The 15,176-nt window shown below is 72.4% G+C and carries 13 protein-coding genes and 1 tRNA gene; 5 read left to right on the top strand and 9 right to left on the bottom strand.

The window, feature by feature from the left end; translation table 11 throughout:
• Positions 1-40: 40 nt before the first annotated feature.
• Positions 41-532 carry a DUF3830 family protein gene (locus ABZ532_RS22770; protein ID WP_361286576.1) on the top strand — a complete coding sequence of 164 codons (492 nt, stop codon included), beginning with the start codon at positions 41-43 and terminating at the stop codon, positions 530-532.
• 22 nt (positions 533-554) lie between these two features.
• Here the strand turns inward: ABZ532_RS22770 and ABZ532_RS22775 are convergent, their stop codons facing one another.
• Positions 555-2,018 carry an amidase gene (locus ABZ532_RS22775; protein WP_361286579.1) on the bottom strand — a complete coding sequence of 488 codons (1,464 nt, stop codon included), beginning with the start codon at positions 2,016-2,018 and terminating at the stop codon, positions 555-557.
• Complete coding sequence (locus tag ABZ532_RS22780; protein WP_361286582.1) at positions 2,008-2,961, bottom strand: D-2-hydroxyacid dehydrogenase; 954 nt, start codon at positions 2,959-2,961, stop codon at positions 2,008-2,010. The genes ABZ532_RS22775 and ABZ532_RS22780 overlap by 11 nt, the downstream gene beginning before the upstream one ends.
• A gap of 98 nt (positions 2,962-3,059) precedes the next feature.
• Between ABZ532_RS22780 and ABZ532_RS22785 the strand changes: the two genes are divergently transcribed.
• The 3 genes from ABZ532_RS22785 (at position 3,060) to ABZ532_RS22795 (ending at position 5,902) form a co-directional block, all read left to right on the top strand.
• Positions 3,060-3,935, top strand: a complete 876-nt coding sequence (locus tag ABZ532_RS22785) for a decarboxylase (RefSeq protein ID WP_361286585.1) — start codon at positions 3,060-3,062, stop codon at positions 3,933-3,935.
• Positions 3,932-4,684, top strand: coding sequence for a decarboxylase (locus ABZ532_RS22790; RefSeq protein ID WP_361286588.1), 753 nt, complete (start codon positions 3,932-3,934; stop codon positions 4,682-4,684). The genes ABZ532_RS22785 and ABZ532_RS22790 overlap by 4 nt, the downstream gene beginning before the upstream one ends.
• A 111-nt stretch (positions 4,685-4,795) precedes the next feature.
• Positions 4,796-5,902, top strand: coding sequence for an LLM class flavin-dependent oxidoreductase (locus ABZ532_RS22795; RefSeq protein ID WP_361286591.1), 1,107 nt, complete (start codon positions 4,796-4,798; stop codon positions 5,900-5,902).
• A gap of 9 nt (positions 5,903-5,911) precedes the next feature.
• On the opposite strand, the gene ABZ532_RS22800 is transcribed toward ABZ532_RS22795, so the two are convergent.
• Positions 5,912-7,723 (bottom strand): EAL domain-containing protein, encoded by a 1,812-nt coding sequence (locus ABZ532_RS22800; protein WP_361286594.1) that lies wholly within the window; start codon positions 7,721-7,723, stop codon positions 5,912-5,914.
• 352 nt (positions 7,724-8,075) lie between these two features.
• Here ABZ532_RS22800 and ABZ532_RS22805 point away from each other — a divergent pair, with 352 nt between their 5' ends.
• A complete protein-coding gene (locus tag ABZ532_RS22805) occupies positions 8,076-9,302 on the top strand; it encodes a M6 family metalloprotease domain-containing protein (RefSeq protein WP_361286783.1) in 1,227 nt (408 codons plus the stop codon).
• Positions 9,303-9,346: 44 nt separating this feature from the next.
• Here ABZ532_RS22805 and ABZ532_RS22810 read toward each other — a convergent pair.
• The 6 genes from ABZ532_RS22810 to ABZ532_RS22835 form a co-directional block, all read right to left on the bottom strand.
• A tRNA-Lys gene (locus ABZ532_RS22810) sits at positions 9,347-9,420 on the bottom strand.
• Between the two features lie 270 nt (positions 9,421-9,690).
• Positions 9,691-10,032, bottom strand: a complete 342-nt coding sequence (locus ABZ532_RS22815) for a hypothetical protein (protein ID WP_361286597.1) — start codon at positions 10,030-10,032, stop codon at positions 9,691-9,693.
• Between the two features lie 118 nt (positions 10,033-10,150).
• Positions 10,151-11,509 carry an AAA domain-containing protein gene (locus tag ABZ532_RS22820; RefSeq protein WP_361286600.1) on the bottom strand — a complete coding sequence of 453 codons (1,359 nt, stop codon included), beginning with the start codon at positions 11,507-11,509 and terminating at the stop codon, positions 10,151-10,153.
• The gene (locus ABZ532_RS22825) at positions 11,506-13,095 is read right to left on the bottom strand and encodes a hypothetical protein (protein ID WP_361286603.1); all 1,590 of its coding nucleotides are present in this window, start codon (positions 13,093-13,095) and stop codon (positions 11,506-11,508) included. Before ABZ532_RS22825 ends, ABZ532_RS22820 begins: the two co-directional genes overlap by 4 nt.
• Positions 13,086-14,222: a hypothetical protein gene (locus ABZ532_RS22830; protein ID WP_361286606.1), complete on the bottom strand. Its 1,137-nt coding sequence runs from the start codon at positions 14,220-14,222 to the stop codon at positions 13,086-13,088. The genes ABZ532_RS22825 and ABZ532_RS22830 overlap by 10 nt, the downstream gene beginning before the upstream one ends.
• Positions 14,152-15,114, bottom strand: coding sequence for a phosphatase PAP2 family protein (locus ABZ532_RS22835; RefSeq protein ID WP_361286609.1), 963 nt, complete (start codon positions 15,112-15,114; stop codon positions 14,152-14,154). The genes ABZ532_RS22830 and ABZ532_RS22835 overlap by 71 nt, the downstream gene beginning before the upstream one ends.
• Positions 15,115-15,176 lie beyond the last annotated feature (62 nt).

Genomic DNA, 15,176 nt, shown 5'->3' on the forward strand with positions numbered 1-15,176 from the left:
GCGCGCGGCTACCCGCCCGGAGTCGGGGTATGCGTAACCAATGGCTGATCGCTTCGTTGACGTTTTCCTCGCACAGCGCGACGTGCACTGCACCGCTCGCCTGCTCGACGACCGGGCGCCACTGGCCTGCCAGGCCGTATGGGACGCCTTGCCGCTGGGCAGCGACGTGTATCACGCGAAGTACGCGCGCAACGAGATCTACGCGCTCTTCCCCGCTTTCGCCGACCGCGAGCCCCCGCTGGAGAACCCGACGGTGACGCCCGTCCCGGGCGACCTCTGCTACTTCACCTTCAGCGGTACGGAGCTGGCCACGGCCGCGTACGGCTATGACCAGGACCTGACCCGGCCGGTGACCGTGGACCTCGCTCTCTTCTACGAGCGCAACAACCTTCTGCTCAACGGGGACACGGGCTGGGTGCCGGGGATCGTCTGGGGCACGGTGGTCGACGGACTCGACCGGATGGCCGCGGCATGCCAGGACCTGTGGCGGGCCGGGGCGCTGGGCGAGACGCTGAACTTCCGGCGGCTGTGAGCGGCCCGCTGCCGGAGTCCCGTCAGGCCGCGGTGTGCGGCGCCGGGATCGCCGCCGCGCCCGACACGTACAGCGCGTGCGCGGCCCGCAGTACCAGTGCGTCCTGGTGGCGGGCCCCGACCAGCTGCACCCCGATCGGCAGTCCGTCCCCGTCCACCCCGCAGGGCACGGACGCGGCGGGCTGCTGGGTGAGGTTGAACGGGTACGTGAACGGGGTCCATCCGGTCCAGCGCCGGTACCCGGAGCCACCGGGTACCTCCACGCCCGCCTCGAAGGCCGTGATCGGCAGCGTGGGTGTGACCAGCAGGTCGTGCGAGGTGTGGAAGCGGCCCATCCGCCGGCCCAGATGCATCCGTACGTCCACTGCCGCGAGATAGTCCAGCGCGGACCTCCCGGCGCCGTCCGCGCAGATCTCCCGCAGCCCGGGGTCGAGCAGCTCACGCTGCTCCGCGCTGAGGTGCTGGGTCAGCCGTGCCGCGCCCGTGAACCACAGGGTGTGGAAAGCCTCCACGGGATCGGCGAGATCAGGGTCGGCCTCCTCCACGTAGGCGCCGAGCTCCGCCAGCCGCTCCACGGCTACGCGGACCGCCGCCGCGATCTCGGGCGTGACCGCGACCTGGCCGCCGAGGGACGGCGAGTAGGCGATCCGCAGGCCCTTCACGCCCGCTGCCCCGTCCGCTCCCGGGGCGAGGGTGTCGGCGGTGGCGGGTGCGGCGGGCAGCTGGGACCAGTCACGCCAGTCCGGCCCGCTGAGCGCATCCAGCAGCAGGGCCGCGTCGGCGGCGTCGCGGGTGATCGGCCCGGCGTGCGACAGGGTGCCGAACGGGCTGGCGGGATAGAGCGGAATCCTCCCGTAGGTGGGTTTCAGCCCGAAGACGCCACAGAAGGAGGCCGGGATCCGCACGGAACCGCCGCCGTCCGTACCGACGGACAGTGGTGCGGCCCCCGCCGCCACGGCCGCCGCGCTTCCGCCGCTGGACCCGCCCGAGGTCCGCGACACGTCGTACGGATTGCGGGTGACCCCTGTGAGCGGTGAGTCCGTGACCCCCTTCCAGCCGAACTCGGGCGTCGTGGTCCGCCCGACCAGCACCGCGCCGCCCTCCCGGAGTCTGGCCACGGCCGGGGCGTCCTCGTCCCAGGCGGCGGCATCGGGTCGCACCGTCCGCGAACCGCGCAGGGTCGGCACACCCGCTTGGAGCAACAGGTCCTTGACGGTCACGGGCACCCCGTCGAGCGGCCCGAGCGGCTCTCCCCTGCGTCGGCGCTCGGTGGCCGCTCCGGCCTGGGCCAGGGCTCCTTCGGCGTCGACCCGGACGAACGCGTTCACCATGGGCTGGACCGCTTCGATCCGCTCCAGCACGGCGCGCGTGGCGTCCAGGGGGGAGAACTCGCCCCGCTCGTATCCGGCGACGAGCTGGTGAGCGGTCAGCCCGGTCAGTCCTGCCGCTTCCGCCGGTACCGCTGGTGCGCTGGGGTCAGGTGTCATGAGAAGGGACGTACCCACGTTTCTTGTCGACCACGTTCGGCAGCGGCATTCCGGCCGCCCACAGAGCGAACAGCTCGACGAACTGCTCACCGAGCCGGTCACGCCACCCGACCGTGTCACCGCTCATATGCGGCGAGATGATCAGCCCGGGCACATCCCAGAGCCGGTCGCCGGGCGGCAGCGGCTCACGCGCGAACACGTCGAGGGCGGCTCCGGCGATCCGTCGCTCGGCGAGTGCCGCGACCAGCGCGTCCTCCACCACCAGCGCGCCGCGGCCCACATTGACGAACCGGGCCGACGGCTGCATCAGCCCGAACCGCCGGGCGTCGAACATGCCCTTGGTGTGATCAGTCAGCGGTGCCGCGCACACCACCCAGTCGGCCCGGGTGAGCAGCCGGTCCAGTTCCCCGGCGCCATGGATCCCGGGACGGGCGGTGCGCCCGGTGACGGCGACGGTCACCCCGAGCGCCCGCAGGGTGCCCGCGACCGCCAGCCCGATGGGTCCTGAGCCGACGACCACCGCCCTGCTGCCCGCGACCCGCAGCCCCTCGCGGTGCTGCCACCGGCGCCCGTGCTGGAGCTCCAGGGTGCGGGGCAGGTCCTTCGCCATGGCGAGCACCAGACCGGCCACGTATTCGGCGATGGGCTCCTCGAAGATCCCCCGGGCATTGGTCAGCAGGGTGTCCGATGCGGCGAACTCGGGACACAGCAACCGGTCCACGCCCGCGCTCGGCGTGTGCACCCAACGGGGGCGCGGCCCCGGGCCCGGCCAGGCGTGGCGTACCGCGTCGGAGGCGAAGTCCCACACCAGCAGCACGTCGGCCCCCGGGAGCGCGTCCGCCAGGGAGCGCTCGTCGGCGTAGCGGATCTCCGCCTGCCCGGTGAGCCGGCCGAGCCTCGGCGGGGGATCCGCTTCGAGTACGAGAATTCTTGGCACGGACATCGCGGAGAGACCGTTTCTGAACGTCTGACATGTACGGATTGACCCACGCTCGCACCCCCGCCTACCGTCGTCAACAAGAAGTCCTAAGGGGGCCTGTGGTGGATGTGTCCCTCGAAGTCTCGTTTCTCGGTGGTCCTGCTCCGCAGCGCGGAATCGGCGTGGTGGCGCCTTTCGACTTCGCGCTCGACCGCGAGCTGTGGCGCTGGGTCCCGGACGATGTCTCGCTGCGCGTGACCCGCACCCCCTACGTGCCCGTCGAGGTCTCGCTCGACCTGGCCCGGCTGGTCAGCGAGCACGAGACACTCGCCAACGCGGTCCGGGCTCTGTCCGTGTCCGAGCCCGAGGTCGTCGCGTACGCCTGCACCTCGGGCAGTTTCGTCGGTGGGCTCGCGGGGGAGCGTGCCATGTGCGAGGCCATGGCCCAGGCGGGCGACGTCGCTTCGCTGACCACCTCGGGAGCGCTTCTGGAGGCCCTTGAGGAGCTGGGCGTCGGACGGATCGCCCTGGTCACCCCCTATACGGAGTCCGTGACCGGGGCGCTGGAGGAGTATCTGGGCGAAGCTGGGGTAGCGGTCACGGGCCGCGCCTTCCTGGGGCTGACCCGGCACATCTGGAAGGTGCCGTACCGGTCCGTGGTGGACATGGCGCGGCAGGCCGTGGTGGGCGCGGCGGACGCGCTCTTCATCAGCTGTACCAATCTGCCGACGTACGACGCGATACCCCAGTTGGAGGCGGAACTGCGCATGCCGGTGGTCTCTGCGAACCAGGTCACGATGTGGGCGGCGCTGCGCCGTATCGGGGTGTACTCGGTCGGCTCGTACCAGGCCCTGCTGATGGCCACCGCGGGACCGCACGAGGAGCCGCCGCCGTCTCTCCCGCAGGTGCCGCCCGCGCCCGGGTCCGCGCAGCTCGCGCCGCCGCCCGTACAGCCGTCCGCCGCCCAGCCCGAGGAACAGCAGGAAGGATGGACATGACGACCGTCGGACTCCTCTACCCGGGGCACTCCGCAGAGGACGACTATCCGCGTATCGCCGTGCTGCTCGACAGCGATATCCGGCTGCCGCTCTTCCACACCGACATCGGTGAGGACGCGCACCGGACGGACGCGCTGATCGAGATGGGTTCGGCGGACCGGCTCGCGGCAGGGGTCGAGGAACTGCGGCTTGCCGGGGCCGAGTCGCTGATGTGGGCCTGCACGAGCGGCAGCTTCGTCCGGGGCATGCGAGGCGCCCAGGAGCAGATCAGGGAGCTGGCGCAGACGGCGGGACTGCCGGCGTCGAGCACCTCGTTCGCCTTCGTGCACGCGGTGCAGGCCCTGGGTCTGACGCGGGTGGCGGTCGCCGCGACCTACCCGGAGGACATCACCGCCTCCTTCGGGGACTTCCTGAAGGAAGCGGGGCTCGAGGTCACCGCCGCGCGGGCGAGCGGGATCGTCACCGCCGCCGAGGTCGCCACCTGGGGCCGTGAGCAGGTCCTCGACCTCGCCCGCACGGGCGACGACCCGATGGCCGAGGCGGTGCTGCTGCCGGACACCGCGTTGCACACGGTCGCGCATCTGGAGGAGCTGGAGAGCGAGCTGGGCAAGCCGGTGCTCACGGCGAACCAGGTGACGGTGTGGGAGGGGCTGCGGCTTGCCGAGCGGCGGGCATGGGCGGACGACCTGGGCGCGCTGTTCGTCAGGCCCGCCTGGGAACGCGACGAGTGGCAGCCCAGCGGCGGTTGAAGCCGCCAGCCCAGCGGCGAGCGAAAGACCGCGGGGGACGACCCGGAATAACCGGAGACCCCCTCCTGTTGTTGACCTGAAGCAGCAGGACGACGCAGGAGGGGCCCACCCGTGGTGGCAGCGAACACAGCAGACGACGAGATCCGGGGCACGGCACAGGGCGACGCCCCCGTACCCCTCTCGGTCCTGGACCTGGTCACCGTCGGCAGCGGTCGCACCGCCACCCAGGCCCTGCGCACCAGCGTCGACATCGCCCGGCTCGCCGAGCGCCGTGGCTACCACCGCCACTGGGTGGCCGAGCACCACTCCATGCCCGGTGTCGCCTCCTCGTCCCCCGCGGTGATCCTCGCCCACCTCGCCGCCCGAACCGAGCGCATCCGGCTCGGTTCGGGCGGGGTGATGCTGCCCAACCACGCCCCGCTGGTGATCGCCGAGCAGTTCGGCACCCTGGAGGCCCTCGCCCCGGGCCGTATCGACCTCGGGCTCGGGCGCGCACCCGGCACCGACGGCGCCACCGCCGCCGCGCTGCGCCGCACCGAAGGACTCGCCGAAGGCGCCGACGACTTCCCGCAGCAACTCGCCGAGCTCACCCGGTTCCTGGACGACGACTTCCCCCAGGGCCACCCCTACGCCCGTATCCACGCGGTACCCGGCCCCATCCAGGCCAGCTCGCCGGGCGGGGTCCAGTCCCCGGCCCGACCGCCCATCTGGCTGCTCGGGTCATCCGGCTTCAGCGCCCGCCTGGCGGGCATGCTCGGACTGCCCTTCGCGTTCGCCCACCACTTCTCGGCGCGCCACACCGTCCCGGCCCTCGAGCTCTACCGGGACAGCTTCCGCCCGTCCGGGGTACTGGACGCTCCCTACGCCCTGATCGGCGTGGCCGCGCTCGCGTCCGACGACGCCGGCGAAGCCCGCCGCCAGGTGATGACCGGCGCCCTGTCGATGCTGCGGCTGCGCACCGGCCGCCCCGGTCTGATCCCGACACCGGAAGAGGCCGAGGCGTACCGGTTCAGCCCGATGGAGCGGGAGTTCGTGGACGGCTGGCTGGCCAACGTCGTCCACGGCACGGCGGACGAGGTGCGCAGCGGTCTCGACGACCTGCGTGAGCGCACGGGCGCGGACGAGCTGATGATCACGTCCAACGCCCACGGCGCGGACGCGCGCGTGCGTTCGTACGAGCTGATCGCGGACGCCCACGGGATGCCGGAGCCGGCATAGAGCGGCGCGTCACACCGGCTGCGGACTGATGCCGATCATTCCGTCGATACGCTCCGGGCCGACCGCCCGCGAGTACAGCCAGCCCTGGCCGGTGTCGCAGCCGATCCTGCGCAGCCGCTCCGCCTGGCCCGCCGTCTCCACACACTCCGCCGTGACCGTGAGCCCCAGCCGATGGGCGAGCTCGACCATGGCCTCGACGATCGTCTCGTCCGCCGGGTTGGGGTGGGTCCCGTCGTCGTAGCGGAAGCCCCGGACGAACGAGCCGTCCAGCTTCAGCACGGACACCGGAAGGCGGCTCAGATAGGCGAGGTTCGAATACCCCGTCCCGAAGTCGTCGATGGCGATCCGTACCCCCATGTCGCTCAGCGCCTGGAGGGCCTGGAGGGGGCGGCCGGCCGAGCCCATCACCGCGGACTCGGTGAGCTCGAGCTGGAGCAGATGCGGCGCGAGGCCCGTCTCCGCCAGGATCTCCGCCACATCGGCGACCAGATCGGAGTCCCAGACCTGGCGGACCGCGACATTGACGCTGACGAACAGCGGGGTGGCGTTCGGATGGTCGATCTGCCACTGCCGGGCCTGCCGGCAGGCGGAGCGCAGGATCCACCGGCCGAGCTGGACGATCGAGCCGTCCTCTTCCGCAATTCCGATGAACCGATTCGGCGCCAGTGTGCCGAACTGGGGATGATTCCATCGGACAAGCGCCTCGACGCCCCGGACCGCCCCGTCCACCATCCCCACCAGGGGCTGGTACTCCAGCGCGAACTCCCCGCGTTCGACCGCGGGCCGCAGGGTCGAGGACAGCGCCTGACGGGTCATCCGGTAGGCGTTGCGCTCGGGGTCGAAGAATGTCCAGCGGGCCTTCCCGTCCGCCTTCGCCCAGTACAGGGTGGTGTCCGCGTCCTGCATCAGGCCGGTCGCCGTCGTCCCGTCCGCGGCCCGCTCCACCACTCCGATGGACGCCGACACCGAAAGGCGCTGACCCACCAGGTCGAACGGCTGCTGGAGCGCGACCAGCACGGACCGCGCCAGCTCGGCGAGCTGCTCCCGGCCCATGGAGTCCTCGACCAGGATGGCGAACTCGTCGCCCCCGAGCCGCGCCACCAGATGGCCGCCGCTGCGGGTGTAGCCGTCGCTGTCCGCGCATTCGGTGAGCCGCGCCGCGACGGCCGCCAGCAGCCGGTCGCCGACCCGGTGCCCGAGGGTGTCGTTGACGGCCTTGAAGCCGTCGAGGTCGAGATAGCAGAGACCGATCCTGCCCGTGCCGCCCGGCTCGTACGAGGACGTCTCCAGTGCGGTGGAGAGCCGCTCGAAGAACAGAGTGCGGTTGGGCAGCCGGGTCACCGGATCGTGCATCTGGAGGTGGCGCAGCCGCGCCTGGAGCTCGCGCCGTTCGCTGACATCGGCCACGGACACGAGGGCGCGCGGACGGTCGGGCACGGGTGTGACCGTGACCTCCGTCCACAGTGAGCGCCCGTCAGGGTGCTTGAGTCTGCGGGTGCAACGGAACCGGGCGCTGCGCCCCTGGAGCACCTCGCGGTACGCGTGCCAGGTGCGGGGGTCGCCCGTGAGGTCGACCAGTTCGGCGGCCGACTGCTCGTGCAGCGCGGCGGGTTCGGTGCCGAGAAGGGTGCCCAGTGCGTCGTTCGCGGACACGACACGGCCCTCGTGGTCGACGAGGGCCATCGCGATCTGGGCCGCGTTGAAGGCGGCACGGTAGTCGGCGTACACCGCCGCCCGTTCGTGACGTTCCGTGAGCGGCGCTGAGGCGCTCCCGGGTGCCGCGACCGCCGTGGGACTCGGCCCTTCGGGGTTTCCGCTCACCGCTCGCTCCCGCTGTGCGTCGTGTCGTTCAGGTCCGGTCGAGGCCGGAAAGCAGGGAAAGTGTGCCGATCATAGAGGCTGGCCGGGGGCCGTTCCAGCGTGTCTGCGGTGACCAAGGGCACCTCAGGGGTCAGCCCGATCGTTTCTGCGCGGCTGTGGCCGTGCTCGGCGCTCTCCTGATCGGTTGTGACTTTCCGTGAAAGCTCGGGGTGTCGCCGTTCGCTCACCCAGCCGGGTCAGCGGAAAGGTGCGAATTACCTAAAACCATCACAAGGTGGGTGTGGCGTCTCGTAATTCGCAGCCGGAGGTCGACGTGGAGGGTCAGCAGACACACGGGGGACCACCCGAGGGAGTGGATCGGCCCCGGCTGCGTGCCACGGCCGCCGCCTTCACCTCCCTCATGGCCCTCGCCGCGACCTCCCTCGTCGCCGGACCCGCCGTCGCCGACACCTCCGCCGACCGCTGTGCCCTGCCGCGTACTTCGGCCCACCACTCCATCGGCCTGGACACCTGGAACTCCGCCTACCCCCGCCCGGACCGTGACCTCGACGCCGTCATGGTCTTCCTCTCCTTCCCGGACGCCGCCCCGAAGACGCGACCCGCCGAGCTGGCAGCCGACCACTTCCCGGCGACCTCCGACTTCTTCCGGCGTGCCTCCTACGGGCGCTTCCAGCTGAGGGCTCATCCGCTGCGCAAGTGGATCCGGATGCCGCAGGCGTCGACCGCGTACCGGATGAAGCGTGACTGGGACGCCCGCCGCCGCGCCGCCTATCTGCGGGACGCGATCGCCGTGGCCGACCCGGTGGTGGACTTCTCGCGCTACGACATCGTCTATCTGGTCGCCGACCCGGACGCGCCGGGCGTCGACTCCGACGCCACCAAAGTCGTCAACTTCGACTATCCGCTGTCCGCTGACGGCACGGACATCAGACGGGTCGTGACCGTCTTCGAGAAGCACCCGCCCGACCGCAACGTACTGGCCCATGAGACCGGGCACGTCTTCGACCTCCCGGACCTCTACCACCGGCCCACGGACGGCAAGAGCGACTGGGACACCCATGTCGGGGACTGGGACGTGATGGGCAGCCAGTTCGGCCTCGCCCCCGACCTCTTCGGCTGGCACAAGTGGAAGCTGGGCTGGCTGAACGCCGAGGAGGTGCGGTGCGTCGCGGGCCGGCGTGCGGCGGACCGCATGCTCACCCTGGAGTCGATGGGCGCCGCACCCGTCCCGGGCGGAACCCTGGGCACCCGCCTCGCGGTCGTGCGCACCGGCGAGGACTCGGCCCTCGCGATCGAGGCGCGCGGCGCCACGGGCAACGACCGGGACACCTGCACCGAGGGCGTGCTGATCTACCGCGTGGGAAACGAGCCCGCCTCCGGCGCCGGGCCGGTCCAGGTGGTCGACACCCACCCCCGCACCGAGGCCTGCTGGGGCCAGTCCGTCTACCCCGCGCTCGCGGACGCTCCCCTGGGTGTGGGCGAGACCTTCACGGACCCGAAGGACCGGGTGCGGGTGCAGGTGCTGGACCGCACGCCATGGGGTTCCTGGACGGTCAAGATCACCCCGGTCGCCTCCTGACAACGAAAAGGCCCCTCGCTGCTGCGAGGAGCCTTTTCCGTCTGTGCGCCGCCAGGGACTCGAACCCCGGACCCGCTGATTAAGAGTCAGCTGCTCTAACCAACTGAGCTAGCGGCGCCTGCTGACGTCGTAGACCTTAGCACCCGTATCCGCGAGAGGAAAAATCGATATACGGACCACGGTGCTCAGGGCGTGGAGCGGGAGGTCCCTGGCGGGGCCGCAGCTCACGCCGGGCACGGGGCACGCCCGTGGACCCGGCCTGCCCGGCGCTCGACGGGGGACACCGCGGCCCACCGGCGTGGCGCGGCACACCGCGAAACCGCCCACCCCGTGGCCGTGAGGCCCGGCCGGGGCGGCGCGCGTCCAGGGGCCCGTGCCCGGGCGGAGCCTACTGCTCCGGAGTGCGGAGCAGGTCGCGCCCGAATTCGACCATCCTGCGCGCGTAGTCCTCGCTCCACTCCCCCCGCGCGGCGATATCCGCCATGGTCAGCCGGTCGAACCGCCGTGGATCGGCAAGCTGCGCCGCGGCGAGTGCCTGGTACTCCACGGCACGGTCCGCCGCGGCCTGGAAGGCTTGGGTCAGCTCCGTCGCACGGACCAGCAGCTCCCGCGGGTCCTCGATCGACTCGAGGTCGAAGAAGTGATCCGGGTCGGACGCGGCCTCCGAGGGCTCGAAGATCAGCGGCGCAGGCCGCATCCGCCGCTCGCCGCGCTCCGACGATTCCGCCATGCCTGTCTCCTCACCGTGCTTTCTGGCCACCCACCATTGTCCCGCGCAGCGCAAGAGGCCCCGGGCCTGCTGTCATACGACCACGCGGACGCCGGACGCGGCCGATTCCGCCGTCCCGTCACCCCGCCGACGAGGCCACCCGGTGCTCCGCCAGATGCGACAGCACCGCGTGATTCGCCTCCCAGCCGTCCGGGAACTTCATGGTCACGCCCAGCTGCACCGGCTCCGTCGACGGGTGGTCGTCCAGCAGCTCGGCCACGCCCGCCCGGCACACCACGATGCAGGCGTGCCGGTGCCGGGACGCCAGCACGCACAGGCGGCCCGTCTCCAGGTGGAAGGCCGTCGCGTCCGGCCGGCCCGACAGCGGGTGGAGCACGACGGTGACATCGAATTCGCGGCCCTGGAGCCGGTTGGCCGTGTCCACGGTCACCCCGGTCACCGCCAGCTCCGTGAGCGCCGCCCGGATCGCCGCCGCCTGGTCGCGGTGCGCGGTGCCGACCGCGATCCGCTCCGGGGTGAGCGGCACCGGCTCGTCGGACCGCTCCGACACCGAGACACCGCCGCGGTCGAGCAGCCGCCGCACCACCAGGGCCACCGCCCGCACCGCCTCCGGGTCCGTGCGGGGAGTGTGCCGTGCGGGCAGTTCCAGCAACCCCCAGCCGGACGCCGCGGCCTCGTCCAGCACCCGGTCGGGCCCTGAGCCGTCCGAGGCGACGCCGAAGGACAGCCGCCGGTCGCCGGGACCGGTGCCGCTGCGGAACGGCGTGTACGGGTAGAAGGCGTCGGAAACCAGCGGCGCCGCCGACGCCGGAAGCCGCCAGGACACCGGCAGCCGGTGCTGCGGCAGCTCCGGATTGTGTGCAAGCAGGGTGGAGACCGCGCTCGCGGACGGGTCGTACGACAGCCCCGCCCACTGCTCGGCACCTACCACCGAGAAGGGGTCGAGCTGCCCCGGATCGCCCACGAACAGAGCCCGCTCGAAAAGCCCGGCCACGGCGAGCAGGGAATCCGAGCGCATCTGGTACGCCTCGTCCACGATCGCGTGGCCCCAGGGCTCGACGCCCTTGACGTGAGCCCACTTGGCGGCCGTCGAGATCACCACGTCCAGGCCCGCGAGATCGCCCGCCTTCGCCGACTTCCGGACGTTGTCCAGGCGGTCGAGCGCCTTGTCGTAGGGGTCGGGGTCGCTGCTGTGGAGCCGGCCGACCGGCAGCCCGGGTTCCTTCTCGGCGAGCCGCAGCACCAGGTCGTCCACCTGGGCGTTGGTCTGGGCGACCACCATCAAAGGTCTGCCCGCCGCCGCCAGTTCGAGCGCCGCGCGCACGACGAGGGTCGACTTGCCCGCGCCGGGCGGGGAGTCCACGACGACACCCCGCGCGTCCCCGTCCAGCGTGTCCGCCAGGATCGCATCGGTGGCACGGGTCGCCGCGGTGCCCGGGTCGACCGAATCGAACAGAGGGATGACAGCGCCGGTCACAGCAGGTCCTCCGTGGTCACAGGGTCCGGGTTCTCCGCAGCGTCGGTGCGCGGCGGACCGCCATGTGTCCAGGGCGTCTCCTCCGGATCCGGCAGTTTCGGACCGCCTCGCTGCTCGTGCTCGAACAGCGTCCAGGCGATCCGGTCGGCCTTCTCCGGTACGGAACCCCCGACGGGGTCCCGTGACCGCCCCATCCGGTCCAGCAACCGCAGCACCAGCGAGCCGTCCTCCTCGTACCGCACGAACTCCGCGCTCTGCGGCTTGCCCTCCAGCGAGCGGTACACCTTCACGCCCGTGCCCAGCTGCGGGCTGTCGTCGGTCCGCACGGTGAGCAGCGGCCTGGGCGACGGCCGCTTGGACTCCGACCAGGCCATCGTCACCTCGGTGACCTCGCTGGCGAAGGCCTCGCCGGAGAGCCGCCGCCCCGCCAGCACCAGCGGATCGTCCAGCGCCTCCTGCGCCTCCAGCTGGGCCTGCGCCGTCTCGCGCGCCGCGAGCTTCTGCGCCGCGGTCACCGCGTCGTCGCGGCGCGGCTGGGGCGGTTCACCGGCCCGTACCCGGTCACGATGGCCCGTGAACGACCACCGGTCACGGGTCCAGCGGTCGGCGACCCTGGACCCCTCCGGCAGCTCCCGCAGCAGGTCGACGCCCTGCCATACGGCATCCCAGGTGGGCCGCAGAACCCGCTCGAGCAGCCCGCGGATCTCTCCTTCGGCGGCTGTCAGCCGCCCCAGCCACTCGTCCGCCGCGGCGCCGTCCTCCGCCGCGGACAGGGCCTGGCGTGCCCGGTCGTAGCGCTCCACCGCGGGCGCCAGCAGCCGGTTGTCGAAGGCGGGGTCCGTGGCGGGACCGGCCGGCGGGCACACCAGCTGCCCCGCGTCGTCCCTGGCCGTCTCCGCCCGCAGCGCCGCCTCGGCGCCGGTCCCGCCTTCGGGCGGCGCTATCCAGGCGAGGAGCGCGCCCAGGTGCTGGTCCTCCAGCACGGACTGGCCCGTCGCCCAGTGCCGCCCCAGCAGCTCGGTCATCGACAGCAACAGCGATGACCCGGGCACCCGCGCCCGCTCCCCGTAGTGCGTCAGCCAGCGCCCGAGCAGCGGCACCCGCGGCGGCGCCGGGTACGGGGTGTCGGGATCCTGCTCGACCGTCCGCCGGAACCTCATCGAGCGCCCCAGCAGCCGGACGAACTCGACGCCGGAACGGCCGGGCACGATCAGCTGCGGGGCGTCCGCGCACAGTTCGACCGCGACCTTGACCCGCTTGCCGGTCTCGGGATCGGTCTCGCTGCGGTCGGCGGCTTCGACGTCGTCCTCGTACCGCTCCAGATGGGGCAGCACGCAATCGGCCAGCTCGGCGAGGAAGGCGGAGCGCAGATCGCGGTCACGCGGCTGCGCCACGCTCAGCAGCCGTGGCGCGTCCCGGTCCGTGCCCACCAGTGCCCCGAGCGGGGCCCCCGCCTCACCGGCCGTGGTCAGGGGGACGAACACCAGCGGGCGCGCGGACAGCCGCCGGTGACGCACCGTGGCCAGTCGCTGGGCCCGGCCGCTTTCCACCGCCTCCAGCCGGGCGAGCGTACTGATCAGCGACATCCCGCGGCCTCCAGCGCTTCGGCCCGCAGCGAGGCCGCCCTGCGCAGGGCCGCGACCGCTGGGTCAGCAGGATCGCCCGATTCCCCGCGGGCCGCCGCCAGGATGTCCGGAACGGCGGTGAGCCCGCCCAGCTCGCCGCGCGCGGACCGCCCGAGCGACTCCACCGCGCCTGAAGTGCGGGCCCGCTCCCGGCAGTGGAAAGCCAGCTCGCAGGCGGCCAGGCACTCGGGCGCGTATGCGGCGGGGACGGCCTCGACGGAGGCCGTCAGCTCACCGGCCGAGCAGCCCTCCACATCGAAACTGACCCCGTCGGGCAGCGCGGCCGCGATGGCGTCGATCCGGATCAGTCTGGTCAGCTGCCGCCTGGTCACCGAGAGCTGTTTGCGCACATCGACCACAGAGGCCACGGGCAGGTTGGAGAAGTCCTTCGGGCAGACCAGCAGCACCGAGTGCGACACGCGTGCCCCCGCGGTCCGCTCCGCGACCCGCTCCAGCGCCAGCACGTAGACGGCGGACTGGCGCGCCGCGGCGCCGACCTTCGACGGGTCCGCCGAGCCGTCGATCACCGGGAACGACTTGATCTCCACGACCGTCCACCGGCCGTCGGGATGGACCACGACCGCGTCCGGTTCCAGATAGGCCGGGGACCCGGCCACGTCCAGCGCCAGCATGGGGTGGTCGAGCAGCGTCCACGCCCCGTCCCGCGCCCCGGCCGCGGCGGCCTCGCGCAGCGCCAGGGCCGTGCGCGCCGTGCGCCCTTCGGGGCCGGCCGCCGAGAGATCCGGGACCTGGACCTGCCGTGTGTCCTCCACGCCGAGCAGCTTCAGCAGCTCCGCACCGCGGTCGGCCTTGACCCGGGCCTCGAAGGCATGGCCCCGCATGAACGCGAACTGGGACTGCCCGAAGGCCCCCGGCGACCCGAGCGCCTGGGCCAGCACGGCCTTGTCCACCCCGGCGCCGTCCAGCAACGCGCGCCGCCGGCACCCCGGGTTGGCGGCCAGGGCCGCCAGGGCACGGGCGTCGAGCGGGTGCGGCGCCGCGGACGGGCCGCGCAGCTCAGCGAGTCGCTGCCGGAGTGCTGTCGCCGGCACCTGCGGAGGAGGTCCGCTGTCCAGGGATGTGCTCACCCGCGGAAGTCTCGCATCCGCCACTGACAACCGTGGACGTTCCGCCTGATCCGACCCCTCGGGGGGACGCCCGGAAGCGGGCCCGCACCCGGTCGGCCACCAGCAGCGCGGGCCGGGCGAGCAGCAGTCCGGCCCCCATCGTGAGCGCGCCGGCGAGCGCGTCGAGGAAGTAGTGGTTGGCGGTGCCCATGACCACCAGCGTGGTGATCGCCGGATAGGCGACCGCGAGCGCCCGCAGGATCACGCCGCGGCCGTGCAGCCACAGCATCACCCCGCACCACAGCGCCCAGCCGACATGCAGACTCGGCATCGCGGCGAACTGGTTGGTCATCCCGCCGAGCCCGCGCGGCGCGCTCGCCTCCCCGCCCCACCAGCCGTACGAGCTGAACTGCGCCATCGTGTCGGTGAAGCCGTGCCCCGCGTCGAGCAGCCGCGGCGGGCAGGTCGGCATCAGGGTGAAGCCGATCAGCCCGAGGAGGGTGGACATCATCAGCCAGGTTCGCGCGGCCCGGTAGCCCCGGGGCCGTCTGCGGAACAGCCACACCAGGATCGCCGGAGTGACCAGGTAGTGCAGGGAGGCGTAGGCGAAGTCGGCGGGTATACCCACGGACGGGGTGCTGGTGAAGAGGCGGTTGAGCGGACGCTCGAAGTCGATGCCGAGACGTTTCTCCATGTCCAGGAGGGCCAGCCCGTGGCCGACGGCATCGCTCCTGTCGCCGCGCGCCAGGAGCCGTCCCGCCGAGTACGCCGCGTAGACCACGATCACGAGCGGCAGCTCGCTCCACCAACGCGGACCTCGGCGGTGCGGTTCACGAAGGTGCGGGCCGCGCTGGACCGGACCCCGATGGTGCAGCGTGCGACGGTCGGGCCGAGCGGGCTGCGGTATCGCCATCCGGGCGCTCTCCATCTTGTGTTCTCGTATCGGCGCGGCGGGAGACCGGCGCACCACATTAC

The sequence above is a fragment of the Streptomyces sp. NPDC019396 genome, assembly GCF_040632375.1.
Classification (GTDB): Bacteria; Actinomycetota; Actinomycetes; order Streptomycetales; family Streptomycetaceae; genus Streptomyces.

Coding starts and splice junctions, on each gene's coding strand:
- ABZ532_RS22775 (WP_361286579.1), bottom strand. CDS start 2,018: ATGACACCTGACCCCAGCGCACCAGCGGTACCGGCGGAAGCGGCAGGA.
- ABZ532_RS22825 (WP_361286603.1), bottom strand. CDS start 13,095: ATGTCGCTGATCAGTACGCTCGCCCGGCTGGAGGCGGTGGAAAGCGGC.
- ABZ532_RS22790 (WP_361286588.1), top strand. CDS start 3,932: ATGACGACCGTCGGACTCCTCTACCCGGGGCACTCCGCAGAGGACGAC.
- ABZ532_RS22835 (WP_361286609.1), bottom strand. CDS start 15,114: ATGGCGATACCGCAGCCCGCTCGGCCCGACCGTCGCACGCTGCACCAT.
- ABZ532_RS22815 (WP_361286597.1), bottom strand. CDS start 10,032: ATGGCGGAATCGTCGGAGCGCGGCGAGCGGCGGATGCGGCCTGCGCCG.
- ABZ532_RS22770 (WP_361286576.1), top strand. CDS start 41: ATGGCTGATCGCTTCGTTGACGTTTTCCTCGCACAGCGCGACGTGCAC.
- ABZ532_RS22780 (WP_361286582.1), bottom strand. CDS start 2,961: ATGTCCGTGCCAAGAATTCTCGTACTCGAAGCGGATCCCCCGCCGAGG.